Genomic DNA, 26,162 nt, shown 5'->3' with positions numbered 1-26,162 from the left:
TTCCGTGCTGCCGGTGGGCCGAATAGTGTTCGGATATGTATCCGGGAGCCATCGCAGCAGTCACCCCAGACAAGCCCGCTGTGATCATGGCGGGCTCCGGACGGATCATCACCTATCGCGAGCTCGACGAGGAGTCCAACCGCCTGGCCCACCTGTTCCGCGCGGCCGGGCTACGCCCGGGCGACCACCTCGCCTTCATGCTGCCCAACCATCCCCTCTTCCTGGCCATCGCCTGGGCCGCGCACCGCTCGGGCCTGTACTACACGCCGATCAACTCCCGGCTGCAGACCGACGAGGTGGCCTACATCGTCGGCAACTGCGGCGCTCGGGCGTTCATCTCGAGCGCGGACCTGGCGAGCGTCGCCACCTCGATCACCGCCGCCACGCCCCGGGTCGAGCTGCGTCTCATGATCGACGGCACCGCCGAGGGCTTCGACTCCTACGAGGAGGCGGTCGCCAAGCAGCCGGTCACCCCGATCGACGACGAGTGCACCGGCACTGACATGCTCTACTCCTCGGGCACCACCGGCCGGCCCAAGGGCGTCAAAGTGACCGCCCCGCACGGCCCCCTCACCGAGCCCGGCATGCTGTTCATGCTCATCCAGGCGTTGTTCGCGCCGTCGGCCGACAGCGTCTACCTCTCCCCCGCGCCGCTCTACCACGCCGCCCCGCTGCGGTACTGCCTGACGTTCCAGCGCTTCGGCGCCACGGTGGTGGTGATGGAGCGCTTCGACCCGGAGCAGTGTCTGCAGGCGGTCGAGCGCTACCAGGTGACGCACGCGCAGCTCGTGCCCACGATGTTCATCAAGATGCTCAAGCTGCCGGAAGAGATCCGGACAAAATACGATATTTCATCGCTCCAGCATGCGATCCATGCCGCCGCCCCCTGCCCCGTCCCCGTCAAGGAGCAGATGATCGACTGGTGGGGCCCGATCATCCACGAGTACTACGCCGGCACCGAGGGCAACGGCTTCCTCTACGTCAACGCGCAGGACTGGCTCCAGCACAAGGGCACGGTCGGCCGCTCGCTCCTCGGCGTCGTGCACATCCTCGACGAGAACGGCGACGACCTGCCGCCGGGCGAGCACGGCACGATCTACTTCGAGAACGGCGCCAGGTTCGAATACCACGGCGACCCGGACAAGACCCGCTCCGCACGGGACCCCCAGGGCCGCGGCTGGACCACGCTGGGCGACATCGGCTACCTGGACGACGACGGTTTCCTGTATCTCACCGACCGCCGCTCTTACATGATCATCTCTGGCGGGGTGAACATCTACCCGCAGGAGGCCGAGAACGTGTTGTCGGTGCACCCGAAGGTGGCCGACGTGGCGGTGTTCGGGGTGCCGGACGAGGAGATGGGCGAGCAGGTCAAGGCCGTGGTCGAGCCGATGTCCATGGACGAGGCGGGGCCGGAGCTGGAGGCGGAGCTGATCGCGTACTGCCGCGAGCGCCTGGCCCACTACAAGTGCCCCAAGTCCGTGGACTTCCGCGCGGAGCTGCCCCGCCACCCGACGGGAAAGCTCTACAAGCGGCTGCTCAGGGACGAATACTGGCCGCCCCGCACATGACAACGCCCGCCGTACCCGGGCGGGTACGGCGGGCGATCCGGCGTCAGGCCGCTACCGTAGAGGCGACCTGGGCCGGGGTGAGCGCGATGTCCAGGACCTCGCGCACGTCGCTGACCGGGTGGATGGTCAGCTCGCCGCGGACCTCCTCGGGCACGTCGTCCAGGTCCGGCTCGTTGCGGGCCGGGATGAGGACGGTGGTGATGCCCGCCCGGTGCGCGGCCAGCAGCTTCTGCTTGACGCCGCCGATCGGCAGGACCCGCCCGGTCAGGGAGATCTCGCCGGTCATGGCCACGTCGCTGCGGACCAGCCGCCCAGACAGCAGCGAGGCCAGCGCGGTCGTCAGCGTCACACCGGCCGACGGCCCGTCCTTGGGCACGGCGCCCGCCGGGAAGTGCACGTGGACCGAGCGGTCCTTCAGCGCGGTGACCGGCAGCTCCAGCTCCGCGCCATGCGAGCGCAGGTACGACAGCGCGATCCGGGCCGACTCCTTCATCACGTCGCCCAGCTGGCCGGTCAGCGTGAGCCCGGTCTCGCCGGTCTCCGGGTCGGCCATGGACGCCTCCACGTAGAGCACGTCACCCCCGGCCCCGGTGACCGCCAGGCCCGTCGCCACGCCCGGCACCGAGGTGCGCTGGGTGGCCTCCGGCAGCGAGGACTCCGGCACGAACCGCGGCCTGCCGAGGTAGCCGACCAGGTCGCCCTCGCCGACGGTGACGGGCAGCTCGTCCCCGTCCGTCGTCGCGGCCGCCACCTTGCGCAGGACCCTGGCGACCGCCCGCTCCAGTGAGCGCACGCCGGCCTCGCGGGTGTACTCGGCGGCCAGCTTGCGCAGCGCGTCGTCCTCGACCTTCACCTCCTCGGCGCTCAGCCCGGCCAGCTCCAGCTGCCGCGGCAGCAGGTGGTCGCGGGCGATCGCGACCTTCTCGTCCTCGGTGTAGCCGTCGAGGGTGACGACCTCCATCCGGTCGAGCAGCGGCCCGGGGATGGCCTCCAGGACGTTGGCCGTGGCCAGGAAGAGCACGTCGGACAGGTCGAGCTCGACCTCGAGGTAGTGGTCGCGGAACGTGTGGTTCTGCGCCGGGTCGAGCACCTCCAGCAGCGCGGCCGTGGGGTCGCCGCGGTAATCGGCGCCGACCTTGTCGACCTCGTCGAGCAGCACGACCGGGTTCATCGAGCCGGCCTCGCGGATGGCGCGGACGACGCGGCCGGGCAGCGCGCCGACGTAGGTGCGCCGGTGGCCGCGGATCTCCGCCTCGTCGCGGACGCCGCCGAGCGCGACGCGCACGAACTTGCGGCCCATCGCGCGCGCCACGGACTCGCCCAGCGAGGTCTTGCCGACTCCGGGAGGACCGGCGAGGGCGAGCACGGCGCCGCTGCGACGGCCGCCCACCACGCCGAGCCCCTTGTCCTGGCGGCGCTTGCGCACGGCCAGGTGCTCGATGATGCGGTCCTTGACGTCGGACAGGCCGGTGTGGTCGGCGTCGAGCACGGTCCGCGCGCCCGTGATGTCGTAGTTGTCCTCGGTCCGCGTGTTCCAGGGGATGTCGAGGACGGTGTCGAGCCACGTGCGGATCCAGCCGGTCTCGGGCGACTGGTCGGAGGTCCGCTCCAGCTTGTCGACCTCCTTGAGCGCGGCCTCGCGCACCTTCTCCGGCAGGTCGGCGGCCTCGACACGGGCCCGGTAGTCCTCTTCCTCGGTCTCGGTGTCGCCGTTGAGCTCCTTGAGCTCCTTGCGCACGGCGGCGAGCTGCTGGCGCAGCAGGAACTCGCGCTGCTGCTTCTCCATGCCCTCCTGGACGTCCTTGCGGATCGTCTCGGCGACGTCGAGCTCGGCGAGGTGCTCGCGGGACCACTCGATCAGCTTGGCCAGCCGGTCGGCCGGGTCGGCGGCCTCGAGCAGCTCGACCTTCTGCGCCGTGGTCAGCCACGGGGTGTAGCCGGAGCTGTCGGCCAGCAGCGACGGGTCCTCGATCTGGTTGACCTGGTCGACCACCTGCCAGGCGCCGCGCTTCTGCAGGATCGTGGTGGCCAGGGCCTTGTACTCCTTGGCCAGCTCATGCGCGCGCTCGCCGGCGGGGACGGCGTCGATCGTGTCGGCCGCGACCCACAGCGCGGCGCCGGGGCCGGTGGTGCCGATGCCCACGCGGACGCGGTTGACGCCGCGGACCACCGCGGCCGGCTCGCCGCCCGGCAGCCTCCCGACCTGCTCGACAACGGCCTGCACGCCGACCGGGCCGTAACGGCCGTCGATCCGGGGAACGAGGAGGACCCGCGGCTTGTTGCCACCGGATGCACGGGCCGCGTCTATGGCTGCGCGCACCTCGGAGTCGGACAGGTCCAGCGGGACCACCATGCCCGGCAGGACGACCTCGTCGTCCAGCGGCAGGACCGGGAGGGTCAAGCTCTCACTCATGCGAACTCCCAAGGGTTGAGTTATACCGACTCAATTCATTGGAGCCCCGCATTGTTCCCTTCCTTGTTGATGTTCGCTCAGGGCGATCGTAATCATGTAAGCGCGTGGGAGGGTGACGGGCCCGGAACCGCGCCGTACAGTCGGCTGATGGACCCGGTTGAGCTCTTCCATCAGGTGGCGGCGACCGTTCCCGCCTACAGGGCCTTTCTCGCGGCCAACAACGTCGATCCGGCCAAGGTGACGACATTTCAGGACTTCGAGCGGTTGCCGATGACCACGAAGGACTCCTACACCCTTCGCCACCCCCTGCCGGACCTCTGCAGGAACGGTGAGATCGGCGACATGATCGCGGTGTCGTCGGGCTCGACGGGCGTTCCGTCGTTCTGGCCGCGCTCGGTGGCGGACGAGCGGGTGATCGCCGCGCGGTTCGAGGAGGTCTTCCGCGACTCCTTCGCCGCCCGGGAGCGCCGGACGCTGGCCGTGGTCTGCTTCGCGCTCGGCACCTGGGTGGGCGGCCTGTTCACCATCAACTGCTGCCGCCACCTGGCCGAACGCGGCTACCCGATCACGGTCGTGGCGCCCGGCACCGACCGCAGGGAGATCGCGCGTGTGCTGCCGGAGCTGGCCCCGTACTTCGACCAGGTCGTCCTCCTGGGCTACCCGCCGTTCCTGAAGAACGTCATCGACACCGAGGACCTGCCCTGGGCCTCCTGGAACATCAAGCTCGTGACGGCGGGCGAGGTATTCAGCGAGGAGTGGCGCACCCTGGTCGCCGAGCGGGCCGGGATCGCCGACCCCGTGCGCGGCATCGCCTCCCTCTATGGCACCGCCGACGCGGGCGTGCTGGGCAACGAGACCGCGCTGTCGGTGGAGATCCGCCGCTTCCTGGCCAAGCGCCCGAACACGGCGAGGGAGCTGTTCGGCGAGTCCCGGCTGCCGACCCTCGTCCAGTACGACCCGCGGGTGCGCTTCTTCGAGGAGCACGAGGGCACGTTGCTCTTCTCGGGCGACAACGGCATCCCGCTCATCCGCTACCACATCGCCGACGAGGGCGGCGTGATCCCGTACGACCAGATGGTGGGCTTCGTCCGGCGGCACGGCTTCGAGCCGGCCGAGCAGGGCCCTGAGCGGCCCTTCGTGTACGTGTTCGGCCGCGGTCATTTCACGCTCTCCTACTACGGGGCGAACGTCTTTCCCGAGAACATCGCGGTCGGCCTGGAGCAGCCCGAGGTCGCCGGCTCGGTGACGGGCAAGTTCGTGATGGAGGTGGTGGAGGACGCCCAGCGCGACCGGCACCTGACGGTGACCGTGGAGCTGATGCCCGGCGAGAAGCTGTCGGAGGAGACGGCGCAGGCCGTGGGCGCGTCGATCCTGGCCCAGCTGCTGCGGCTGAACAACGAGTTCGCCGGCTACGTGCCGCTGGCGCAGCAGATGCCGTTCATCCGCCTTCGCGAGGCCGGGGACCCGGAGTATTTCCCTCCGGGCGCCAAACACCGCTACACCCGCTGACCGCCGTCCACAACTGGACGCCCGGCAGGTGCAGGCGCAGGTGGTGAACCTGTTCGCGGAGCTGCAGCGCACGCTCGGGGTGGCGCTGGTGTTCATCGCCCACGATCTCGCCGTGGTGAGCCCGCGCTGGAAGCCGTGGAGGACCACTACGCGGCCTGTCACTACGCGGAGCGCCCCGACCGCGTGACCTCTTGACGTGCCGTTTTCGGGGTACAGAAGAGAGGAGGTGGGCTTTGATGACAGACTGTCGTCAAAAGCTTGACGTACGACGACGGCGTTTGTGACACTTCGTCATGAAACGTTAGCGCAAGTAGAGGTGGCCTGTGACGACGCCGTTCTCCGAAACCCTGAGGAACGCCACGTGGGGCGACCACCAGTCCGCCGAGTCCGAGGGCTACCTGGCGGCGCTGATGGACGGCCGGCTGAGTGAACACGAGTACGGCGAGATGGTGGCCCAGCACTACTTCGCCTACGTCGCACTCGACGGGGTGTCGCGCCGGCTCGCCGACCACCCGGTAGCCGGCGGCTTCGTGTTCCCCGAGCTGTACCGCGAGCGCGCCTTGGAGCGCGACCTGTCGAAGATCTACGGTCCGGGCTGGCGCGACCGGATCGCCCCGTCCACGTCCACCCGAACCCTTGTCGCGCGGATCCAGCAGGTGTCCGACTGGCCTGGGGGCTACATCGCCCACCACTACACCCGCTACCTGGGCGACCTGTCCGGCGGCCAGTTCATCCGCATGGAACTGCAGAAGATCTACGGGTACGGCGAGGGCGGCGGCGTCGACTTCTACCGCTTCGACGAGCTGGGCAGCCTGCCACGCTTCAAGAACGAATACCGTGCCCGCCTGGACGCCCTGGAGCTGGACGAGCAGGAGCGGCAACGCATCATCCGTGAGGTCAAGCTGGCGTACCAGCTGAACACGGAGGTGCTGGCCGAGCTCAAGCACGTCGTGAAGAGCGCCGCCTGAGGTCGCCCGATCAGCTTCGATAGGGGTCCCGCAAGGGGGTGACCCGCTCGGCGAAGTCCGCTTTCAGCTCGGCCATCCGCGGGCCGGCCTCGTAGTAGCGGCCCTTCGTCTCGCCGTACGGCTGGAGCCAGCCCTTGGCGGCGAGATCCCGCAGGTCGCGGGCGGCCTGGCCCTGGCTGAGGCCCTCGTCGGACTGATATCTGCTGCGGCGCAGCCGCCTGCTCACGAAGGCCTCGTAGAGCGCCGAGACACAGCGTGTATTGAGGCCGGCCGCGTCGACCTGCTCCTCCAGCAGCATCCAGATCTCGCCGGCCTCGGCGAGGCGCCGGCGCACCCGCTGCGCCTGCATGTGGTGCGCTCTCAGGCAGAAGCGCACCCACTCGAGGGTGTCGCCGTGCGGGCTCCACCGCCGCTGTTGGACCTCGCCGAGCATGTCGTAGTACTCGAAGGTGGTGCGCTGCTCACCGAGCCATTCCTCAATGGAGGAAAACTCAGGCGTCATGATCTGGTCCCGGCCCAGGACCAAGGTCTGCAGGGCACGCGACATCCGGCCGTTTCCATCGCGCCACGGGTGGATGCTGACGAGATTGAAGTGGGCCATCGCGGCCCGCACATAGCTCGGCGCCTCCAGGTCGCCCTCGTTGAGCCAGAGGACCAGCTCGTCCAGGAGCCCTTCGACCAGTTCGACATCTGGTCCTTCGTAAACCACTTCTCCTGTGCTCGAATCCCGGACATAGATGCCTCCCGGCCGTATCACTCCAGGAGTTTTGTTGCGGTGATGGCCGATCATCATGAAGTTCAGCGCGTTGAGCATGCCGACGTCGTAACGGAACACGGAAGCGCGCGACAGCATCCCGATATAGGTCAGAGCCTGCTGGTAGCCGGCGATTTCCTTCGCGATGGCGGCGGATGCCTCAAGAGGCTCGTCGCCGGCCATGATCGACTGAATGTCCTCGACGCTGGCCTTGTAGCCCTCGATAGAGTTCGATCCTTGGATCGCCCGTGCCTGGAGTTGTCTGCGGAGCTGGCCGTCCCACCGGTGCGTTTCAGCGAGGCGGTATTTGAGGTCTTGCCGCATGTCCTCGATCTCGGCCAGCACCGTCTTGTCGGCCGGCTCGAGTGCGGGAGTGCCGTAGAGCATGAACCCATGAAAGCACGAATCAACCATCCATTCAAGTGACCGAATGATTTAACCATATGTCCCCCGATATGATCACCATTCGTCCCAGATGGAGGCCAGTGAGTGGATGGTCGCCGATCGCAGCAGCGCCGTGCCGCGGTCAGCAAACAGGCCCACGCGGGGCGAGCCGGGGTCGGCGAAGACCTGTTCGGTGAAGACGACCTGACCGCGGTCGAAGAAGACCTCGACCGAGGAGGTGTCCACGATGGCGGTCAGGCGCAGGCCATCCGCGGAAAGCGGGGCGGCGTGCCTGCCGCTGGGCGTCCCTTCCACGAACGTCTCGCCACGGACGACGTCGTACCCGATGCGCAGTCCCTCGTGGATCACCAGCCCGAACCGCTCCGCCGTACCCGGCTCGAACTCCGCGGTGATCTCCAGCGCCCCCTCGGGGAGGGGACGGAACGTGACGCCGGGCGGGACGTCCAGATCGGCGAGGTGGACGGCGTCGGTCGTGCGCAACGCCTGGAGGGCGGCCACGGGCCGCTGCACCAGGCGCGGGCGGCCGCCGATGTCCTCCAGCAGCAGCTCGCGCGGCAAACTCTGCGCCCCACGCCAGGGATCGGTGGGGTGGGCGGCGGCGTCGTCCCAGTTGCTCATCCAGCCGATCCAGCGGCGCCGCCCGACCGGGGTGTGGTTCCAGGAGACCGCGGCGTAGAAGTCACGGCCGTGGTCCGCCCAGGAGGCCGGCCAGTCGCTGGTGAAGGTGACGCCGTCGAAGCGGCCCACGAAGTATTGGACGCCGGAGCCGCCGGCCGGCCCGCCGGGATTGAAGCTGACGACCAGCACCCACCTGCCGTCCAGCTCGAACAGGTCGGGAACCTCCCAGACGCCGTCTACAGATCCGTCAGGTCCGAAGTCGCTCAGCCACGTCCAGGAGAGCAGGTCGTCGGAGCGGTAGAAGCTCACTTTCCACTCCAGGGCCAGCACGACGGCCATGACCCAGTAGCCCCCTGGGCCGTACCAGAAGACCTTGGGGTCGCGGAACTCCTTGGAGCCGATGTCGAGGACGGGGTTGCCCGGGTGGCGGGTCCACGTCCTGCCCCGGTCGATGCTGCGGGCCAGCGATTGCGCCTGCAGCCCCGACGCGGGGTAGTGGCTGGTGTAGACGGCCACCATGGTCCCGTCGTGGTCGATCACGGCGCTCCCGGAGAAGACGTACTCGTCGTCGGTGGCCTCGATCGCGACGCCGAGCTCCTCCCAGTGGACCAGGTCGGTGCTGACGGCGTGTCCCCACGACATGTTCCCCCAGTCGTTCCCGTAGGGGTTGTACTGGTAGAAGAGGTGGTACTCGCCGTCGTGCCAGACCAGGCCGTTGGGGTCGTTCATCCAGTTGCGCGCGGGTGTGTAGTGCAGCTGCGGACGGTGCGGCGTCACCGCGGCACCGCCACCGAGTCGCGGACGACCAGCGGGCACGGCATGAGCTTGTGCTCGGTCGCGTCGCCCTCGGCCTTGCTCAGCAAGCGGGACGCCGCCCAGGCGCCCATCTCGTAGTGCGGCAGGGCGACGGTGGTCAGCCCGGGCTCCAGTGAGTCGGCGATGTGCTCCTGGTCGTCGAAGCCGACGATCGACACCTCGCCCGGCACGGCGAGCCCCAAGTGGCGGGCGGCCCGGTAAGCCCCCATCGCCACGCGGTCGTTGTAGCAGAACAGCGCGGTCGGCCGGTCGGGCCGCGACAGCAGCTCCCGCGCCGCCCACTGCCCGCTGTGGACGTCTCCGGTCGTCCCACGCATCACCAGCGACGGTTCGAAGTGCTCGCCGAGCGTGTCCTGGTAGGCCTCCAGCCGCTGGTGGGCGGCCGGTATGTCGTCATCGATCGTGCAGAACCCGATCCGGGTGTGCCCGGCGGCCATCAGGTGCTCCACCGCGGCCCGCGCGCCGCCGCGCTCGTCGGGCACCACCCAGTCGACGTCCCCCTCGACGGGCCGCCCGTCCAGCACGATCAGCGGCAGCCCTTCGGGGATCTCCGGCAGCTCGATCTCGCGGTGGTACATCGAGGCGTAGATCAGCGCGTCGACATTGCGCTGGACCAGTGCCTGCACTGCGCTCTGCTCCATCTCGGCGTTGCCGCCCGTGTCGATGAGCAGCAGCAGGCAGCCCTGCTCCCACGCCGCCTCCTGGGCGCCCTTGAGCATCCGGCCCGCGAACGCCGTGCTGGCAACCATGTCCGACAGCAGGCCGATGGTGTTGGTCTGGCGGGTGCGCAGACTACGGGCGAGCAGGTTGGGCGCGTAGCCGAGCTCGGCCGCCGCGCGCCTGACGCGCTCACCGATGGCCGGCTTGACCCGCCCGGCGTCCCTGCCGTTCATGACGAGCGACACGGTGGAGACCGAAACGCCCGCTCTCGTCGCCACATCCTTCAGCGTCGCCACCAGCCGCTCCTCTCACGTCAAACGATTTACGTGGAACGATTGACGTGATTGTTGGGCAGAGGTTTCCCCGGTGTCGAGCGGGAGGCATCGGACGTGACCAGACTGTTATAAGGGGCGCCCCACCCGTCATGTGAGGACCGGGAGCCGGCGGCGATCAGCCCGGCTCGGCCTACCATGGGCCTATGCCCCGCATCTCGGCCGCCACGATCGGCGAGCACCGTGCTCAGACGCGCGACCGCATCCTGCAGGCCGTCTCGCGCCTGGCGCGTGTGCAGGGCATCGACGGCATCTCCCTGACAGACGTGGCCGCGGAGGCCGGGATCACCCGGACGGTGCTGTACAACTACTTTCCGGACAAGGCCGCGTTGCTGCTGGCGTTCACCGAACGGGTGACCCAATACTTCATCGCCAGTTACGAGCGTGAGCTGCCGGAGGGCGCCCCGCCGGCGGATCGGTTGCGGGCGTTCGTGCGCCTGCAGCTGGCCGGGTTGCTGGCGCATCCGCATCCTGGGGCCGCCGATCTCAGTGCGGCGCTGGGGCCGGACGCATACCAGCAGTTGGCCGAGCACGTCGCGCCCATGCAACGCATTCTGGTGGAGATCCTGGAGAGCGGCATGGCGTCGGGCGACTTCCGGGTGGTCGATGTCGCGGCCACCGCCCGCATGGTCCTGGCCGTCATCGGGGCCGAGCGGGTGCCGCTCATCAGCGGGGCTGTCACGGTGGAGGCGGCGCAGGCGCTGGTGTGCGAGTTCGTGTTGCGGGCGCTCGGCAGCGGATCCGCTACCTGACCGCGTTCGGCGCGATGACAGGATGGGGCCCATGACATTCGGCCCCAAAGAGCTCCACAATGGCGACCACCTGGAGCTGAAGTCGGCGAGCGGCCGGTGGGTGTTACTGGCGACCGTCCTCGGGTCCGGGCTCGCGCTGCTCGACAGCACCGTGGTCAACGTCGCGCTGCCCTTCCTCGGACGAGAGCTCGACGCGGGCATGGACGGCCTGCAGTGGACGATCAACGCCTACACGCTCACCCTCGCCGGGCTGATCCTCCTGGGCGGGTCCCTCGGCGACCGCTACGGCCGGCGGAGGGTCTTCCTCGTCGGCACGGTGTGGTTCGCCGTGGCGTCCGCGCTGTGCGGGCTGGCGCCGAACATCGAGGTCCTGATCGCGGCCCGGGCCCTGCAGGGCGTCGGCGGGGCGCTGCTGACGCCGGGGTCGCTGGCGATCATTCAGGCGTCATTCGTGCGGCACGACCGGCCGCGGGCGGTCGGGGCGTGGTCGGGGCTCGGCGGAGTGGCCGCCGCGATCGGGCCGCTGCTCGGCGGGTGGCTGGTGCAGACGGTGGGGTGGCGGTGGGCGTTCCTGATCAACCTGCCGTTCGCGCTGGTGGTGGTGCTGGTCGCGCTGCGGCACGTGCCCGAGAGCAGGGACGAGCAGGCGGCGGGGCGCTTCGACGTGCTGGGATCGGTGCTGGCGGCGCTGGCGCTGGCCGGCATCACGTACGGGCTGATCGAGACGGGCGCCCTGGTCCCGTTGCTGGTCGGGCTGGCGATGGCGGCCGCGTTCGTGGTGCTGGAGATCCGCAGGTCGCCGGACGCGCTGGTGCCCGTGGGGATCTTCAAGAACCACGTGTTCTCGGCGGTGAACGTGGTGACGCTGATCATGTACGCGGCCATGGGCGTGGTGTTCTTCCTGCTGGTCGTGCAGTTGCAGGTGGTGTCCGGGTTCTCGCCCATCGCGGCGGGCCTCGCCATGTTGCCGACCACGATTCTGATGATCGTGCTGTCGGCCAGGGCGGGTGACATCGCCAAGCGCTACGGGCCGCGTCTGCCGATGACCATCGGGATCCTGATCGCGGGCTGCGGGTTCCTCTGGATGAGCACGATCGGTCCGGACGCCTCCTACGTGCTGCAGGTCCTGCCCGCGGTGTCCGTCTTCGGGCTCGGGCTGTCGGCGGCGGTCGCGCCGCTGACGGCCACCGTCCTGGCCACCGCCGACGAGCGGTATGCGGGCACCGCCAGCGGCGTCAACAACGCGGTCGCCCGCACCGGCAGCCTGCTCGCCGTGGCCGCGGTGCCGCCGCTGGTCGGGCTGGTGGGCGACGCGTTCCAGAATCCGCCGGTGTTCGACGCCGGGTTCCGGATGGCGATGCTGATCAGCGCCGGGATGATGGTGGTGTCGGCGCTGATCACGTTCGTCACGATCAAGGAAAACGTGCTGGCGGCCGAGGACTAGAAGGTGAACGCCTGGCTGCGGACGCTGTTGTCGAAGTTCGACAGCAGCAGCTCGGGCTCGCCGACGGAGCGGACGCCGGGGAGCCTGGTGAGCAGCTCGCGGAACATCGTGCGCATCTCCTGCCTGGCCAGGTTCGCACCCAGGCAGAAGTGCGGTCCCGGGCCGCCGAAGCCGACGTGTGGCTTGGTGTCGCGGGTGATGTCGAACGTGTCCGGGTCGGGGAAGACCGACTCGTCCCGGTTGGCGGAGCCGTAGAACAACACGACCTTGTCGCCCTTCTTCAGCTCCAGGCCGCGCAGCGCATAGTCCTCGGTGACCGTGCGGCGGAACTGCATGATGGGCGAGACGTAGCGGACCATCTCCTCGATGGCCGCGTTGATGTGCGTGCCGAAGTCGCTCATGAGCAGCTCGCGCTGCGCCGGGTTGTCGGTGAGGAGCTTGATGCCGTGCGCCATCGTGTTGCGGGCGGTCTCGTTGCCGGCGACCAGCAGCAGCGCGAAGAAGGAGCCGAGCTCCTTATCGGTCAGCTTCTCCCCGTCGGGGTTGGCGTTGACCAGGAGGGAGACGAGGTCGCCCTTGGGGTCGGCGACGCGTTCGTGGCCGAGCTTGATGACCATGCGCTGCAACGCCAGCAGGGCCAGCATGTTCTGGCCGGCCATCTGGACGCTGCGGGCCAGGCTGGGGCGTACGCCGGTGTAGGCGGTGGAGATGTCGACGTGCTGGTGGACCTTGGCCCGCAGCTCCTGCGGGATGTCGAGCATGTCGCAGATGACGTGGATCGGCAGGCGGGCGGCGACCTGGGTGACGAAGTCGCGGGGGCCGTCCTTGACGACGTCGTCGACGATGCGGGCGCAGGCGGCCTCGATGTCGCTCTGCAGGCCGGCCAGCATCTTGGGGCTGAAGGAGCGGGTGACGATGCGGCGCAGGCGGGCGTGGCGCGGGTCGTCCATGTTGACCATCGACTCACCGAACACCTGCTTCACCCAGCCGGGCGGCTCCGGGTTGGTGACCGCCGGCTCGCTGGAGAAGATCTTGGCGTTGCGGCTGGCCTCGACCACGTCCGCGTGCCGTACGAGCGCATAGAAGCCCTTGCCGGAACGCAGGAGCGGCACCTTCTTCTCCGGGAAGAACACCGGATGCTCTAATTGCCGGAGCCGGGCGAACGCCTCATTCCGCTCTTTGAGCGGCCTGCGCCAGAAATCCAGATCAGCGAGGTCGATGTCCACCCGTCTATCCTGGCACGTTCCCACGGTGTTAAAGCCGGGTTCGTGCGGGCCGGACATACCTGCAAGTATGAATGCGCTGCTCGCCGCCTGCCTGGTTCTGCCCCTCGCTTCCGGCGCCACTCCCGCCGCCGCCCGCTCGTGCGGCGGGCATCCTCTCGACTTCGACGGCGACAGCCGTCCCGACCTCGCCGTGGCCGCCCCCTACGACAACGCGCGGGCCGGTTCGGTGACCGTCATGTATGGGTCGGGGAAGAAGGTGAAGCTCGCCCAGGACGGCGCGGAGCCGGGCGACTCGTTCGGCTCCGCGCTGGCCGTCGGCGACTTCAACGGCGACAAGTGCGCCGACCTGGCCGTCGGGGTGTCGGAGGAGTTCGCCGGGGAGCGGATCTCCGGCGCCGACGGGAACGGGGTCGTCCAGCTCTTCAGCGGGTCCGTGGACGGTCTGGTCAAGGGCAAGGAGCTCGCGGTCGCGAAGCCGTCCAGCGACCGGTTCGGGGCCTCGCTGGCCGCCGGGGATCTCGACGGAGACGGGCGGGACGAGCTCGTCGTGGGTGCGCCCAGCCACCGGTCGGGTGGCGCGGTGACGGTGTACTGGATGAAGGGCCGCAAGCCGTACCAGATCACGCAGAAGACGCCGTGGGTGCGGCAGGCGGCGAACGTGACCGACCAGTGGGGCGCCTCGCTCGCGACCGGGGACTTCGACGGGGACGGGCGCGACGAGCTGGCCGTCGGGGCGCCTGCCGACAGCGTCACGCTGGACGGGCAGGGTTCGGTGACGGTGATCGACGTACGGGGCGAGCGGGCGCGGCAGCTCACCCAGAGCAGCCCGGGCATCAAGGGCGCCTCCGAGAAGTGGGACGGGTTCGGCGCGGCGCTGGCCACCGGGGACTTCAACGGCGACGGCAAGGCCGACCTGGCCATCGGCGTGCCCGGCGAGGGCATCACCAAGAACCAGCGCGCCCTGGACTACGGCGACGGCACCGTAGACGTCCTGTACGGCTCCCGCAACGGGCTGCGCACCGACAAGACCGAGGCCTGGTCGCAGAACACGCTCGACGGCAAGCCCCGTTACTACGACCGGTTCGGCGCGTCGCTGGCCGCCGGGGACTTCAACGGCGACGGCAGGGACGAGCTGGCCATCGGCGTGCCCGGCGAGCGGGCGGTCCAGGTACTGATGGGCCGGTCCTCCGGCGGGCTGACCAGGGTCGGGAACCTGCTGATCAAGGGCAAGGGCCGGGACTTCGGCGCCTCGCTGGCCGCGCTGCCCCTGGGCGAGCGCTACCGGCCGCTGGAGAAGCGCCGGCCGCTGTACGGGCTGGTGGTGGCGGCGCCGGACCAGGGGCTGGTCATGTACGCGCCGGGCTCCAGGAAGCCGGGTCTGCGGCTGGGCAAGGTCCGCCAGCTCAGCAAGGGCACCGGCCTGTTCGGCTACGCCATCGGCTGAGTCAGCGGGAGGATCACCCGGAACAGGGCGCCCTTGCCGGGCTCGGACTCCGCGGTGACGATCCCGCCGTGGGCCTCCACCAGGGTCGCCGCGATCGACAATCCCAGTCCCGACCCGCCGGCGCCGCGTGCCGGGTCGGCCCGGTAGAACCGCTCGAACACCCGCTCCGCCACGTCCGGCGGGAACCCGGGCCCTTCGTCGGCCACCTCCACCACGGCCTGGTCGCCGTCCACGCCGACCCGCACCTGGAACGCCGTGCCCGCCGGGGTGTGGGTGAGCGCGTTGGTCACGAGGTTGCCGAGCACCTGCCCGAGCCGCGGCTCGTCCCCGATCACCACCACGTCGCCGTCTCCCGCGAACAGCCGTACCAGCTCGATCCGCCGGTCGGGCGCCAGCGTCCGGGCGTCGATCACCGCCGTGGCCGCCAGGCTCAGCAGGTCCACGGGCTGCATGGCCAGCTCGCGCCGCTGGTCCAGCCGGGCGAGCAGCAGCATGTCCTCCACCAGCAGCCCCATCCGCGCCGCCTGCCCCTCGATGCGGCTCAGCAGCCGTATGGCCTCGTCCAGGTCGCGCTCCTCCCCCAGCCGGTAGAGCTCCGCGAACCCTCTGATCGACGTCAGCGGTGTGCGCAGCTCGTGGGAGGCGTCGGCCATGAACCGGCGCATCAGCTCTTCCGAGCGCCTGGCGGCCGTGGCGGAGCGGCGGGCGGACTCGGCCGCCTTCTCCCGTTCCCGCGCTGCCGACTCGATCCGGGCGAGCATGGTGTTGAGCGAGCGGCCGAGCTTGCCGACCTCGGTGGTGGCCGCCCAGAGCGGCACGCGGCGCGACAGGTCGCCGCCCGCGATGTCCTTGGCCGTCCGCGCGATGTCGCGCAGCGGGCGCAGGCTGCGGCGTACCAGCCAATGGCAGACGACGCCGAGCACGATCAGCGTGCCGCCGCCGGCCACCGCCACGATGAGGGCGAGCTGCGAGACCGTGGCGTCCACATCGCCCAGATTGACGCCGATCACCCGGCTCTCGCCCTCGCGCCCGGGCGCGGCGACGACCCGCCAGCTCGGGCCGCCCGCCGCTCGCGACTCGACGGTGAACGGGCGGCCCTGGAGGGCGCGCACGTCGGCGGCGGCCAGCCGGGGCAGGGCGGGGACGTGCTCGTCGGTCGACTCGCTGAGCGTCCTGATCGTGGCGCCGTTCGCGTTCAGCACCACGACGTGGAACAGCCCGAAGAAACGTGCCGGGCGCGCCGGGCGCGGCTCGGGCGGCGGGGTCACGTCGCGCGGGGCGCTGGCGGCACGCAGTTGCTGGTCGACGCGGTCGACGAGGTAGCCGCGCAGCAACCGCACGGCGAACAGGCCGGTCAGGGTGATGGCGAGGGTGACCAGCAGCAGGGTGGCCGAGACCAGCCGCAGCCAGAGCGGAGTCCGCGCCAGATATTTCCTCATACGCGGGGCGGGCGCAGGATGTAGCCGACCCCGCGCAGCGTGTGCAGGTATTTGCGCTCGCCGGTGTCCACTTTCCTGCGCAGGTAGGAGACGTATGACTCGACGAGGCCGACGTCGGTGCGCCAGTCGCCGTTCCAGACGTGGTCGAGGATCTGCGTCTTGGACAGCACCCGGCCCACGTTGAGCATGAAGTACTGCAGCAGCCTGAACTCCGTCGGCGACAACTTCACGGGGATGCCGTCCCTCCAGACCTCGTGGGTCTCCTCATCCAGCTCCAGGTCGGCCACCTGCAGCCGGTTCGGCGGCGGAGTGCCGGAGCCCGCGCGCCGGGTCCTGCGCAGTACCGCCCGGATCCGGGCGATGACCTCTTCCAGGCTGAACGGCTTGGTCACGTAGTCCTCGCCGAGCCCCAGCCCGGCGATCCTGTCTTCGGGCGCGTCCTTGGCGGTCACGAAGAGCACCGGGACCCGGCGGCCGCGGGACCGCAGCCTGCCCGCGACCGCCAGGCCGTCAAGGTCGGGCAGCATCACGTCGAGCATCACCAGGTCCGGCGAGCTCTCCTCGGCCACCCGCAGCGCCTCCATGCCGTCGGCGGCGGTCAGCACCTCGAACCCGGCCATGCGCAGGCTGGCCGAGAACAGCTCCCTGATGTTGGGCTCGTCGTCGACCACCAGCAGCCTGGCCTCGGGCTCGCGGCTCATCGCGGGCCGCCTCCCTGGGTGATCGAGGCCGCGGCCACGGAGCCGTCGTCGCCCTGCCGGCCGCGTACCGTGACCGTGCTGCCCGCCTGCAGGTCGGACACCTTGCCCGGCTTGGCGATCTGGACGGTGGTCTGGTCGGTGGTGGTGACGGTGACGGTGGAGCCGTCCATGGTCTTGACGTAGATCGTGCCGCCCTCCACCTTCTCCACGGTCCCGATCGTGCCGCCGCCGCCCGTGCGCTGGGCGAGGCCGCCCTGCCGGCCGCCGTACCCGGGGGGCGCCTGCTGCACTCCCGCGGGGCCGTACCCCTGGGGCGCCTGTTGCATTCCTCCGGCGCGCAGCTGGGCTGCCGAGGTGCCGGCCGAGCCGCCGGTCAGCTTGCCGGCCTGGATGCCGATGATGATCCCCGCCACCAGCACGACGCCGGCGGCCAGCGTCAGCGTGAGCTTCGACAGGCCCGCGCGGGGCTGGACGGTGAGCTCCTCGCGCAGGTCGTCGGGGTACGGCGAGGAGTCGAGCTGGGCCATGTGCATCTCCTTACGTGGCGCCCTACTCATGGCGCAGGGCCTGGATCGGCCTGAGCTTGGCCGCCCGGTTGGCGGGATAACTGCCGAAGAACAGCCCGATCCCCACCGACACGCCCAGCGCCAGCGCGACCGACGACGGCACCAGGACGGGCTCGATGCCGGCGATCGTGAATCTGGTCCCCAGGAACGCCACCAGCACCCCCGACAGCCCGCCGACCAGACTCAGCAACGTGGCCTCCAGCAGGAACTGGCCCAGGATGGCGCTCCTGGGCGCGCCGATCGCCTTGCGGATGCCGATCTCGCGGGTGCGCTCCGTGACGGTCACCAGCATGATGTTGGTGATGCCGATGCCGCCCACCAGCAGCGAGATCGCGGCGACGGCGCCGAGCAGCACGGTGAAGGTGCCCGTCGCCGCGCTGACGGTCTCCTGCAACGTGGCCTGGTTGAGCAGGCGGTAGTCCGGGTTGTCGTTGGTGATGCCATGTCGTTGGTTGAGGATAGCCGTGACCTCCGACTGGGCCGTCGTGGTGGTCCCGGCCCCGGTCGCCTGGACGACGATCGAGCTGAGCGAGCCGAACCCGCTCAGGCTCTGCTGCACGGCCGGCAGCGGCGCGACGGCCACGTCGTCGGCGTCCTGCATGCCGGTCGACCCGGCCTCTTTCAGCACGCCGACGACCGTGAACGGCACGCCGGACACGCTGACCTGCTTGCCGATCGGGTCGACGGTACCGAACAGCTCCTCCACGACGGTCCGGCCGAGCACCACGACCTTCCTGGCGGCCAGCACGTCGTCGTTGAAGAAGTACGTGCCCTTCGCCACGGGCTTGTTCGTGGCCTCGAAGTAGCTCGGGTACGTGCCGACGAACTGGGCGATCGTGTGGCTGGCCGCCCCGTACGCGGCGGTCGAGGAGGAGGGGGTGACCACGGGCGAGACGCTCTTGACCGAGGGCGCGAGCGTCTTGTCGGTCAGCGCCTTGGCGTCGGCCAGGCTGAGCTGCCTGGCCTGGGTGCGCGGGCCGGTGTTGCCGCCCTGCGTCCGCATGCCCGCGCCCCCGCCACCGCCTCCGCCCCCGGAGAAGGAAGGGGAGATCGTCAGCGTGTTCGCGCCGAGGCGCTGGATGTTCTGCTGGATGCTGCGCGAGGAGCCCTCGCCGACGGCCACCAGCATGATGACGGCGGCCACGCCGATGAGGATGCCGAGCGTGGTGAGCGAGCTGCGCATCTTGTTGGCCAGCAGGCCGCGCAGCGCGAAGCGGAGGATCTCGAGCTGGTTCACCGGGCCGCCATCCTCGGGGGCGGGCCGTCCACGGGCGCCTGCCGGCGGTCTTCGACGATCTCCCCGTCCACCAGCCTGACCACCCGCTTGGCATGCGCGGCCACGTCGTCCTCATGGGTGATGAGCACGATCGTGCGGCCGGAGTCGCTGAGCCGGTCCATGATCTGCAGCACGTCGCCGGTGGAGGCGGTGTCGAGGTTGCCGGTCGGCTCGTCGGCCAGCAGCAGGGCCGGCGCGGTGACCAGTGCCCTGGCGACGGCGACGCGCTGCTGCTGGCCGCCGGAGAGCTGGTTCGGCTCGTGGTGCACGCGGTCGGCCAGGCCGACCTGCTCCAGCGCGGCCAGCGCCCGGGCGCGCCGCTCGGCCTGGCCGACGCCACCGTACACGAGCGGCAGCTCCACGTTGGCCAGGGCGCTCATGCGCGGGATCAGGTTGAACGACTGGAAGACGAACCCGACCCGGCGGTTGCGCAGGATGGCGAGCTGGTGCTCGTCCAGACGGCCCACGTCGGCGCCGTCGATCAGGTACGTGCCGCTCGTGGGCACGTCCAGGCAGCCGAGGATATTCATGAGCGTGGACTTGCCGGAGCCGGAGGCGCCCATGATGGCGACGAAGTCGCCGCGCTCGACGTCCATGCTGACGCCGCGCAGGGCGCGGACCCGGGCATCGCCCTCGCCGTACTCCATGACGAGGTTCCTGACGCGCAGGACCGGCGCGGGGCCGTCCGGGGCCGTCATTGCCCGCCTCCCTGCATGCCGCCCCCACTGCGCACCGGGCCGCCGGCGGGGAAGCCCCCGCCGCCGAACTGGCGCTGGATGCCGCCGCCGGTGGTGGTGCCGGTCGAGGCCGCCGGCGGCACGATCCGGTCACCCTCGGACACGCCCGACGTGATCTCGGTCAGCGTCGCGCCGCGCACCCCGACCTCCACGGGGGTCCTGGTCTGCCTGCCGTCCTTGAACAGGGTGACCGTGGTCTGCCCGCCGCTGGTGGAGACCGCCGTGGAGGGGACGGTGACGACGTCGTCCGCCTGGCCGACCACGACCTCGACGGTGGCGGTCTGGCCCAGCCGCACTTGGCCCGGCACCTCCGTGAAGGTGACCGTGACCGGATACTGCACCACGTTGTTGCTGGTGGCGGCGACCGGCTCGATCTGGGTGACCTTGCCGGTGGCGCGCACGCCGGGCAGCGCGTCGAACGTGACCGTGGCCGTCTGGCCCTGCTTGAGCTTGCCGGCGTCGGCTTCGGTGAAGGAGGCGACCAGCTGGAGCTTGCCGGTGTCGGCGATCTCGATGAATCCGCTGGATCCCGACCCGGAGCCGGTCTGGGCCTGTCCGGTGCTCTGCCCGGAGCTCTGTCCCGAGGTCTGGCCCGAGCTTTGTCCTGAGCTCTGTCCTGAGCCGCTGTTGCCGCCGACCGAGCCGTTCACCGCTGTGACCGTGCCGCCGAACGGGGCCTTCAGCACGGTGCCCGCCACGGTGCGCCGCGCCTCCCGATAGTCGTTGCGGGCTTTGATGGAGGCGGAGTAGAGCTGGGCCGTGCCGGTCCCGTCGGCCACGGCGCTGTCGTACGCGGCCTTGGCCGCCGCCAGGCTCTCCTGGGCGGCGTCGTCGTCGAGCCTGGCCAGGATGGCGCCCTTGCCGACCTTGTCGCCGGCCTTCACGTAGATCTTCTCGACCGTCCCGGACGTCCCGAACGAGAGGGCGCGGGACTTGGAGCTCGCGACCGCGCCCGAGGCCGACACGGAGGCCACCACGGAGCCGCGGCTCGCCGTCACCGTGCGCACGGTCGTCTCGCCCGCCGCCTGTCCCGTGCCGAGCTGGCCGTAGGCGAGCACGGCACCGCCCAGCAGGAGCACTGTCAGGGCTCCGTTGGTCATCAGCGCCCGGCGGCTCATCCGCGCTCTGCGCCTGTTCGACACCTTCACAGGCGGTGACCCTTGCACACAAGCCTGCGCCGCAGCCGCGAGCAAGCTGAACGTTCGCTGACAACGCCGGTCCCGGGGCGGACGCACAGCGAACTCTGAGGCTCCTCGCAGCGTGCCGCGAACCTGCTTCGCCAGGATGATCCGCCATGAGACGGACTTTCGCGCTGGGCGGGCTCGCCCTGGCCGTGCTCGCCGCGGGATCCGGCCTGGCGCTCACGCTGCGCGACGACACCCCGGCCGCCCTTCAGGTACGGCTCGCCGCCGCCCAGCGCGGGCAGGTCACGGCCGTGGTGAGCGCCGCCGGCAACACCGTGGACGGCTCCCGCCGCGACCTGGCCTTCGGTTCTTCCGGGACGCTCACCAAGGTGTACGTCAAGGTCGGGGCCAAGGCGAAGAAGGGCCAGGTCCTGGCCAGGATCGACGGGCGGGCGGCGCGGGAGGCGTACGAGGCGGCCCAGGCCGGCGTGGCGGCGGCCGAAGAGGCCCTGGAGGAGGCGTCCGCCACGACGGGCACGTCGAACAGCGCGGTGACCTCCTGCGCCCCCAGCGGCGGGGGTGCCCTGGGTCCAGCGGGCCGTCGCTCCGCAGGCCCGAGTCCGAGTGCGAGCCTCAGCCCGACGGGAAGCTCGACGCCGGACCCGGCGGGCAGCCCGCGCCCGTCGGCCACCCCCACCACGGAGCCGACCGGCCCGGGGCCCGAGCCCCGGCCCACGGTGACGGTCACCGTGACCGCCACCGTCACCGCGACCGTCACCGCCACGCCGAGCGGCGGCGCCCAGCAGCCTGGCGACGGGCGGCCGTCCTCGGCCGACGGCAGCCCGTCGGCCACGAGTTCCCCCACTGGCTCCCCCACCGGCTCCCCCGCCGGCAAGCCATCCGCCGGCGGAAAACCCATCGCGAGCGGGAGGCCCACCGCGAGCGGTAAGCCGTCGGCGCGACCGAGCACCGGTGCGTCGAGCGGCGCTCGCCCTACGCAGGGCACCGGCCCCTGCGGGCCGAACCAGACCGGGGCCAGGGCCGAGGCCGGCGAAGAGCAGGCCGCCGCCAACGTGGACCGCGCCGAGGCCGCGCTCGAGCAGGCGGCGGACGCGGTACGCGCCACTCGCATCGTGGCCCCGGCCGCGGGAACGGTGCTGTCGGTCGCGGGCGGTGTCGGCGACACGGCGGGCACGGACACCTTCATCAGCCTCGGCCACCTGGACGAGCTGCAGGTCCAGGCCATGGTCACCGAATCCGACGTCAACCGGCTCAAGCTCGGCCAAAGAGCTCAGATCACGCTCGCGACGCGTGGCGGCGAACGCCATGAGGGCACGGTGACGGCCATCGCGCCGACCGCCACCGTGGACGGTCAGCTCGTCCGCTACTCGGTCACCCTCGCTTTCGACGCGCCGCCGTCCGGCCTCATGCTCGGGCAGACGGCCTCGGTGACCGTCACCACGGACGAGGCCAAGAACACGATCTACGTCCCCGCGGCGGCGGTACGCAACAGGTCCGACGGCACCCAGGTGGTCACCGTACGGTCGGGAGGCCGGGACGTGGCGAAAGTGGTGCGGACGGGAGTACGCGGTGACCAGTTCGTCGAGGTCACCGCGGGCCTGGGCGAGAGCGACCAGGTGGTCATGTCGGGCGGCACGACGGGCGAGTTCCCTGACGGCAACTGGCCCGGCGCATGACCTCCGCCCCCCGCCACCTGTGTTGAGGGGATCTTCAGCTGGTTCCCAGCGGACGTTCAGCCAACCGGGGGCGCCCCCGCCTGGCCGGCCGCCGCCGCCCCCGTCAGGGCCGGGATGCTGATGCGGTGGGCGGTCTTGGCCTTGGCGCCGCGGCGGGAGATGTAGTCCAGCGTTCGGTAGTCGACGGACAGGTCGTCGCGGGTCAGGCGGGCCACCAGGTAGCCGCGGCGCTGGTCGATGTAGGAAATGTGGGGATTCTCCTGGAGAGCCTCCGCGATCCACGTCCGGTCCCGGTACCCGTCCCCATCGCTCGCGATCGACGACGCCACCAGCTCCCTGGCCACCACCGGCGAGTCGGGGTCGTCGAAGTCGGTCTTGAGCTCGGCCAGGTGGTGCATGTGCGCGTCCCCCGTCAGGACCACCGGGTTGGGCGTACGGGCCAGCGACCCCAGCAGCCGCGTCCGCTCGGCCGCGTACCCGTCCCACGAGTCCAGGTTGACCTCACGCCCCGGCCCGACCTTGTAGTCGCGGTGCGTCATCATGATCTGCTGGCCGAGCAGGTTCCAGCGGGTGGTGGAGCCGCGCAGCCCCTCCTCCAGCCACCGCCACTGGCCGGCGCCGAGCAGCGTGCGCTGGTCGGCGAGGCGGTCGTCGCACCCGGCCCGTACGCCGTCCAGGCACGCCTGGTCATCGCGGAACTGCCGGGTGTCGAGCAGGTGGAAGCGGGCCAGCGTGCCCCAGGAGATGCGCCGGTTCACCTTGAGCACCGCCCCGTTGAGGCTGGCGCGGCGCAGCGGCATGTTCTCGTAATACGCGCGGAACGCCTCGGCCCGCACACGGGCGAACCCGGGAGTCTCCCTGCTGGAGACCGGCCCGGCCCAGTTGTTCTCCACCTCGTGGTCGTCGAAGGCCACCAGCCACGGCGCCGCCGCGTGCGCGGCCTGGAGATCGTGGTCGCTCTTGTACTGGGCGTGCCGGAGCCGGTAGTCGGCGAGCGTCTGGCACTTGCCGGGCGTATGGGTGCGGACGCGGCCGGCAAGTGCCGTGTAGCCGCTGGGGCCGTACTCGTACATGTAGTCGCCGAGGAACACCACCAGATCGGGCTCCTCCTCGGCCAGGCGCCGGTAGGCGGTGTAGTAGCCGTGCTCGTAGTGCGCGCAGGCGGCCACCGCGAAGGTGAGCGGTGTCGTCTCGCCGGCAGGCGTCGTCCTGGTGCGGCCCGTGGGCGAGATCCGGCCCTCGCTCCTGAACCGGTAGAAGTAGTCGCGCCCCGGCTCCAGGCCCTTCAGCTCGACGTGGACGCTGTGGGCGTCGCGGGCCCGGGCGGTTGCCGTACCGGACTCGACGATCCTGGAGAAGCGCTCGTCGGCCGAGACCTGCCAGTCCACCTGCACGTCGCGGGCCGGCATGCCGCCGCGGCCGTCGCCGCTCAGCGGGTTGACGGCCAGCCGCGTCCACAGGACGAAGCCGTCGGACGAGGGGTCGCCGGAGGCCACGCCGAGCGTGAACGGGTCGGTTCTCAGGGTTCTGGAGGAGGACGTGGCGGATGCTGGGGAGATGGGGGCTTGTGAGCTGAGGAGGCCGGCTGTCGCCGCCGCCGTCAGGAAGGCTCTACGGTCCACGTCCACAGGTATGTCCGCCTGCGCTGACCCCGCCGTGACAGTGGAGTCAAGGGCGGATGAACAGCATCAGTCGTCCCGTACGTCGGGCAGCGTTTCGCGCAGGGCCGCAGCATCGGTGAAGTGCACGCCGCGCATGCCCGCGCGTTCGGCGCCCTCGACGTTCTCCTGACGGTCGTCAATGAAGACGATCTCTGAGGGGGCGGCGCCGAGCGCGCGGGCCATCTCGTCGAAGATCTCCCGATCCGGCTTGACCAGGCCCATCCTGCCGCTGTAGAAGCGGCGGCCGATGGCGGCGACCCAGGGCAGCTGGTCCAGCCCGTCGCCGATGCAGACCGGCATGTTCGACAGCAGCGCGACGTCGCACCCCGCCTCGATGAGCTCGCCGAGCAGGGTCACCGTGCCCTCGTTGGGATGGGCCCAGCTGGCCACGTCCATGGCGACCAGGCGGGCGACCTCGCCGTGGGTGGCGCTCCTGCCGAGCACCGCGGACCAGTAGGCGAGCGGGGGCAGGCCGCGGTCGAAGTCCAGGCGGTGCTCCCAGTAACCCTCCTTGAACACCTCGGGGTCCACGTTCACCGCCCGCGCCATGGCCAGGGCATCGGACTCGGGCTGGGGCTGCGACAGGACGCCGCCGTAGTCGAAGACAATCCACGTCATACCAAGAATGGTCGCAGATGCGGATCAAGCACCGGGCAGCCCAGGTACTTCTCGGCGGTGTGGAAGTCGATCCAGTCGAGATTGACCAGCTCCTCGACGTCCACGCCGGCGAAGCTGCCGCACAGGTCGGGCGGGATGGCGGCGATGTCGTCCTTGTCGGCGATGTTCACCCAGCGCCGGACCCCGGACGGGCGCTCGCCTCGGCCGTTGATGGGGGCCGGCAGCAGGCGCTCGAAGACGACGTTGCGCATGCCGAGCGGGCTGCCGAGGGTGATCAGCAGGTCGATCCGCAGGTCGGGGTTGGCCCAGAGGGCCTCGTACGCGACGACGCTGCCGAGCGAGTGCGCGATGACCACCTTCGGCCGGTTCCTGCGGATGGTCTCGGCGACGACCTGCCGGCACTTCTCGCGCCTGGCCTGGTCGGTGAGGTATGCCGCCACCTCCGGCGCGAACAGCTGGGCGAACGCCGCCGACCTGCCGTCGAGCTTGGTGAGCAGCCAGCCGGTGAACGACTTGAGCGCGCCGGTGATGTGCTCACCCACGCCCAGGTTCTTCGCCCATTCCACGAGGACCTGCTGAGCGGGGGCCTCCAGGGCGGCCAGCGAGCGCGGGGCGTCCTTCCCGTCGTGCAGGTGGTGGGAGAAGTACGCGATCTCGCTGAAGTACGCCCTCGCCTCGCCGCCGAGCGCGGTGTGCAGGTAGCGGTCCCATTTGAGGCGCATGGCCTGCGCGGCACCGGCCGCGGACCGGCCGGCCTCCACGTAGTAGTTGTACTTGCCGATCCCGTGTACGCCGACGATGACCGCCATCCTGCCTCCTCACGCGCGATCTTCTGGCGCGATGGTGGCACATGCCGCTTGCATCCGGCCATCACGAGAACGCCCGGCTTCAGGGTCTGAGCCGGCGCGATCCCGAAGGCAGTCATGGAAAATGCCGTTGCGTGCGGCATATGGCGCACAGATACGGTGACACTTACCTACATCAGGCATATTTCTGAACAGGAGCCCCACCCATGTCCCGCCCGTTGGTCGTCAACGACTCGGTCGTCATCCCCGACGCCGAGCTCGTCTGGCGCTTCTCCCGTTCGTCAGGCCCGGGCGGCCAGGGCGTCAACACCACCGACAGCCGTGTGGAGCTGATCTTCGACGTCGCCGCGAGCACGGCGCTGCCACCCCCGCTCAAGGCGCGGGCACTCGACCGGCTCGGCTCCGGCACGATCACGATCGCCGCTTCGGAGTACCGTTCCCAGCTCAGGAACAGAGAAGCCGCCGCGCACCGCCTGGCGCAGCGGCTGCGCGAGGCCATCGCCCCACCGCCCAAGCGCCGCCGCCCGACCAAGCCGAGCCGGGGGGCCATCGAACGCCGCATCGCCGCCAAGAAGCACCGCGCCGACCTCAAACGCCAGCGCCGCGAACCTTAAAGCGCACAGCA

General features: G+C 70.4%; 23 protein-coding genes. 9 read left to right on the top strand and 14 right to left on the bottom strand.

Annotation, left to right across the window (positions count from 1 at the left end):
• Positions 1-35 precede the first annotated feature (35 nt).
• Positions 36-1,571, top strand: coding sequence for an acyl-CoA synthetase (locus tag ACTWQA_RS03150; RefSeq protein ID WP_443157787.1), 1,536 nt, complete (start codon positions 36-38; stop codon positions 1,569-1,571).
• A 43-nt stretch (positions 1,572-1,614) separates the two neighbouring features.
• Here the strand turns inward: ACTWQA_RS03150 and lon are convergent, their stop codons facing one another.
• Positions 1,615-3,984, bottom strand: coding sequence for an endopeptidase La (gene lon / locus ACTWQA_RS03145; RefSeq protein WP_443157786.1), 2,370 nt, complete (start codon positions 3,982-3,984; stop codon positions 1,615-1,617).
• A gap of 147 nt (positions 3,985-4,131) precedes the next feature.
• Between lon and ACTWQA_RS03140 the strand changes: the two genes are divergently transcribed.
• The 3 genes from ACTWQA_RS03140 (at position 4,132) to ACTWQA_RS03130 (ending at position 6,461) form a co-directional block, all read left to right on the top strand.
• Positions 4,132-5,493 (top strand): phenylacetate--CoA ligase family protein, encoded by a 1,362-nt coding sequence (locus ACTWQA_RS03140; protein ID WP_443157785.1) that lies wholly within the window; start codon positions 4,132-4,134, stop codon positions 5,491-5,493.
• 43 nt (positions 5,494-5,536) lie between these two features.
• A complete protein-coding gene (locus ACTWQA_RS03135) occupies positions 5,537-5,680 on the top strand; it encodes a hypothetical protein (RefSeq protein ID WP_443157784.1) in 144 nt (47 codons plus the stop codon).
• Between the two features lie 136 nt (positions 5,681-5,816).
• Positions 5,817-6,461: a biliverdin-producing heme oxygenase gene (locus ACTWQA_RS03130; RefSeq protein WP_443157783.1), complete on the top strand. Its 645-nt coding sequence runs from the start codon at positions 5,817-5,819 to the stop codon at positions 6,459-6,461.
• 10 nt (positions 6,462-6,471) lie between these two features.
• Here the strand turns inward: ACTWQA_RS03130 and ACTWQA_RS03125 are convergent, their stop codons facing one another.
• From ACTWQA_RS03125 to ACTWQA_RS03115, 3 genes are all read right to left on the bottom strand, one after another.
• The gene (locus ACTWQA_RS03125) at positions 6,472-7,560 is read right to left on the bottom strand and encodes a Fic family protein (protein WP_443157782.1); all 1,089 of its coding nucleotides are present in this window, start codon (positions 7,558-7,560) and stop codon (positions 6,472-6,474) included.
• Positions 7,561-7,674: 114 nt separating this feature from the next.
• Positions 7,675-9,015 (bottom strand): glycoside hydrolase family 32 protein, encoded by a 1,341-nt coding sequence (locus tag ACTWQA_RS03120; protein ID WP_443157781.1) that lies wholly within the window; start codon positions 9,013-9,015, stop codon positions 7,675-7,677.
• Complete coding sequence (locus tag ACTWQA_RS03115) at positions 9,012-10,010, bottom strand: LacI family DNA-binding transcriptional regulator (RefSeq protein ID WP_443157780.1); 999 nt, start codon at positions 10,008-10,010, stop codon at positions 9,012-9,014. Before ACTWQA_RS03115 ends, ACTWQA_RS03120 begins: the two co-directional genes overlap by 4 nt.
• Positions 10,011-10,192: 182 nt before the next feature.
• Here ACTWQA_RS03115 and ACTWQA_RS03110 point away from each other — a divergent pair, with 182 nt between their 5' ends.
• Positions 10,193-10,798, top strand: a complete 606-nt coding sequence (locus ACTWQA_RS03110) for a TetR/AcrR family transcriptional regulator (RefSeq protein WP_443157779.1) — start codon at positions 10,193-10,195, stop codon at positions 10,796-10,798.
• Positions 10,799-10,829: 31 nt separating this feature from the next.
• Positions 10,830-12,242 carry an MFS transporter gene (locus tag ACTWQA_RS03105; RefSeq protein WP_443157778.1) on the top strand — a complete coding sequence of 471 codons (1,413 nt, stop codon included), beginning with the start codon at positions 10,830-10,832 and terminating at the stop codon, positions 12,240-12,242.
• Here ACTWQA_RS03105 and ACTWQA_RS03100 read toward each other — a convergent pair.
• Positions 12,239-13,468, bottom strand: a complete 1,230-nt coding sequence (locus ACTWQA_RS03100; protein WP_443157777.1) for a cytochrome P450 — start codon at positions 13,466-13,468, stop codon at positions 12,239-12,241. The genes ACTWQA_RS03105 and ACTWQA_RS03100 overlap by 4 nt on opposite strands.
• Before the next feature lie 67 nt (positions 13,469-13,535).
• Here ACTWQA_RS03100 and ACTWQA_RS03095 point away from each other — a divergent pair, with 67 nt between their 5' ends.
• A complete protein-coding gene (locus ACTWQA_RS03095; RefSeq protein WP_443157776.1) occupies positions 13,536-14,912 on the top strand; it encodes an FG-GAP and VCBS repeat-containing protein in 1,377 nt (458 codons plus the stop codon).
• On the opposite strand, the gene ACTWQA_RS03090 is transcribed toward ACTWQA_RS03095, so the two are convergent.
• The 6 genes from ACTWQA_RS03090 to ACTWQA_RS03065 are packed head-to-tail and all read right to left on the bottom strand — an operon-like array spanning position 14,897 to position 20,731.
• Entirely contained in the window at positions 14,897-16,351 is a 1,455-nt protein-coding gene (locus ACTWQA_RS03090; RefSeq protein WP_443157775.1) for an ATP-binding protein, read from the bottom strand. The two genes, ACTWQA_RS03095 and ACTWQA_RS03090, sit on opposite strands and share 16 nt — an antisense overlap.
• Positions 16,348-17,052, bottom strand: a complete 705-nt coding sequence (locus tag ACTWQA_RS03085) for a response regulator transcription factor (RefSeq protein WP_443157774.1) — start codon at positions 17,050-17,052, stop codon at positions 16,348-16,350. The genes ACTWQA_RS03090 and ACTWQA_RS03085 overlap by 4 nt, the downstream gene beginning before the upstream one ends.
• Entirely contained in the window at positions 17,049-17,579 is a 531-nt protein-coding gene (locus ACTWQA_RS03080) for a DUF5666 domain-containing protein (RefSeq protein ID WP_443157773.1), read from the bottom strand. The genes ACTWQA_RS03085 and ACTWQA_RS03080 overlap by 4 nt, the downstream gene beginning before the upstream one ends.
• A 22-nt stretch (positions 17,580-17,601) precedes the next feature.
• On the bottom strand, positions 17,602-18,855 hold the full coding sequence (locus ACTWQA_RS03075; RefSeq protein WP_443157772.1) for an ABC transporter permease: 1,254 nt from the start codon (positions 18,853-18,855) through the stop codon (positions 17,602-17,604).
• Positions 18,852-19,592, bottom strand: coding sequence for an ABC transporter ATP-binding protein (locus ACTWQA_RS03070; RefSeq protein ID WP_443157771.1), 741 nt, complete (start codon positions 19,590-19,592; stop codon positions 18,852-18,854). Before ACTWQA_RS03070 ends, ACTWQA_RS03075 begins: the two co-directional genes overlap by 4 nt.
• A complete protein-coding gene (locus ACTWQA_RS03065; RefSeq protein ID WP_443157770.1) occupies positions 19,589-20,731 on the bottom strand; it encodes an efflux RND transporter periplasmic adaptor subunit in 1,143 nt (380 codons plus the stop codon). Before ACTWQA_RS03065 ends, ACTWQA_RS03070 begins: the two co-directional genes overlap by 4 nt.
• A 194-nt stretch (positions 20,732-20,925) precedes the next feature.
• Here ACTWQA_RS03065 and ACTWQA_RS03060 point away from each other — a divergent pair, with 194 nt between their 5' ends.
• A complete protein-coding gene (locus ACTWQA_RS03060; RefSeq protein ID WP_443157769.1) occupies positions 20,926-22,452 on the top strand; it encodes an efflux RND transporter periplasmic adaptor subunit in 1,527 nt (508 codons plus the stop codon).
• A 56-nt stretch (positions 22,453-22,508) separates the two neighbouring features.
• On the opposite strand, the gene ACTWQA_RS03055 is transcribed toward ACTWQA_RS03060, so the two are convergent.
• From ACTWQA_RS03055 to ACTWQA_RS03045, 3 genes are all read right to left on the bottom strand, one after another.
• Complete coding sequence (locus tag ACTWQA_RS03055; protein WP_443157768.1) at positions 22,509-24,074, bottom strand: alkaline phosphatase D family protein; 1,566 nt, start codon at positions 24,072-24,074, stop codon at positions 22,509-22,511.
• A 66-nt stretch (positions 24,075-24,140) separates the two neighbouring features.
• Positions 24,141-24,731, bottom strand: a complete 591-nt coding sequence (locus ACTWQA_RS03050; RefSeq protein ID WP_443157767.1) for an HAD family hydrolase — start codon at positions 24,729-24,731, stop codon at positions 24,141-24,143.
• The gene (locus ACTWQA_RS03045; RefSeq protein ID WP_443157766.1) at positions 24,728-25,540 is read right to left on the bottom strand and encodes a hypothetical protein; all 813 of its coding nucleotides are present in this window, start codon (positions 25,538-25,540) and stop codon (positions 24,728-24,730) included. Before ACTWQA_RS03045 ends, ACTWQA_RS03050 begins: the two co-directional genes overlap by 4 nt.
• A 203-nt stretch (positions 25,541-25,743) precedes the next feature.
• Here ACTWQA_RS03045 and arfB point away from each other — a divergent pair, with 203 nt between their 5' ends.
• Complete coding sequence (arfB, locus tag ACTWQA_RS03040; RefSeq protein WP_305918019.1) at positions 25,744-26,151, top strand: alternative ribosome rescue aminoacyl-tRNA hydrolase ArfB; 408 nt, start codon at positions 25,744-25,746, stop codon at positions 26,149-26,151.
• Positions 26,152-26,162: the final 11 nt, after the last annotated feature.

Source organism: Nonomuraea sp. 10N515B (genome assembly GCF_052245915.1).
Classification (GTDB): domain Bacteria; phylum Actinomycetota; class Actinomycetes; order Streptosporangiales; family Streptosporangiaceae; genus Nonomuraea.
The sequence above is the reverse complement of the archived record's forward strand: the minus strand, read 5'-3'. Positions and strand labels throughout refer to the sequence as shown.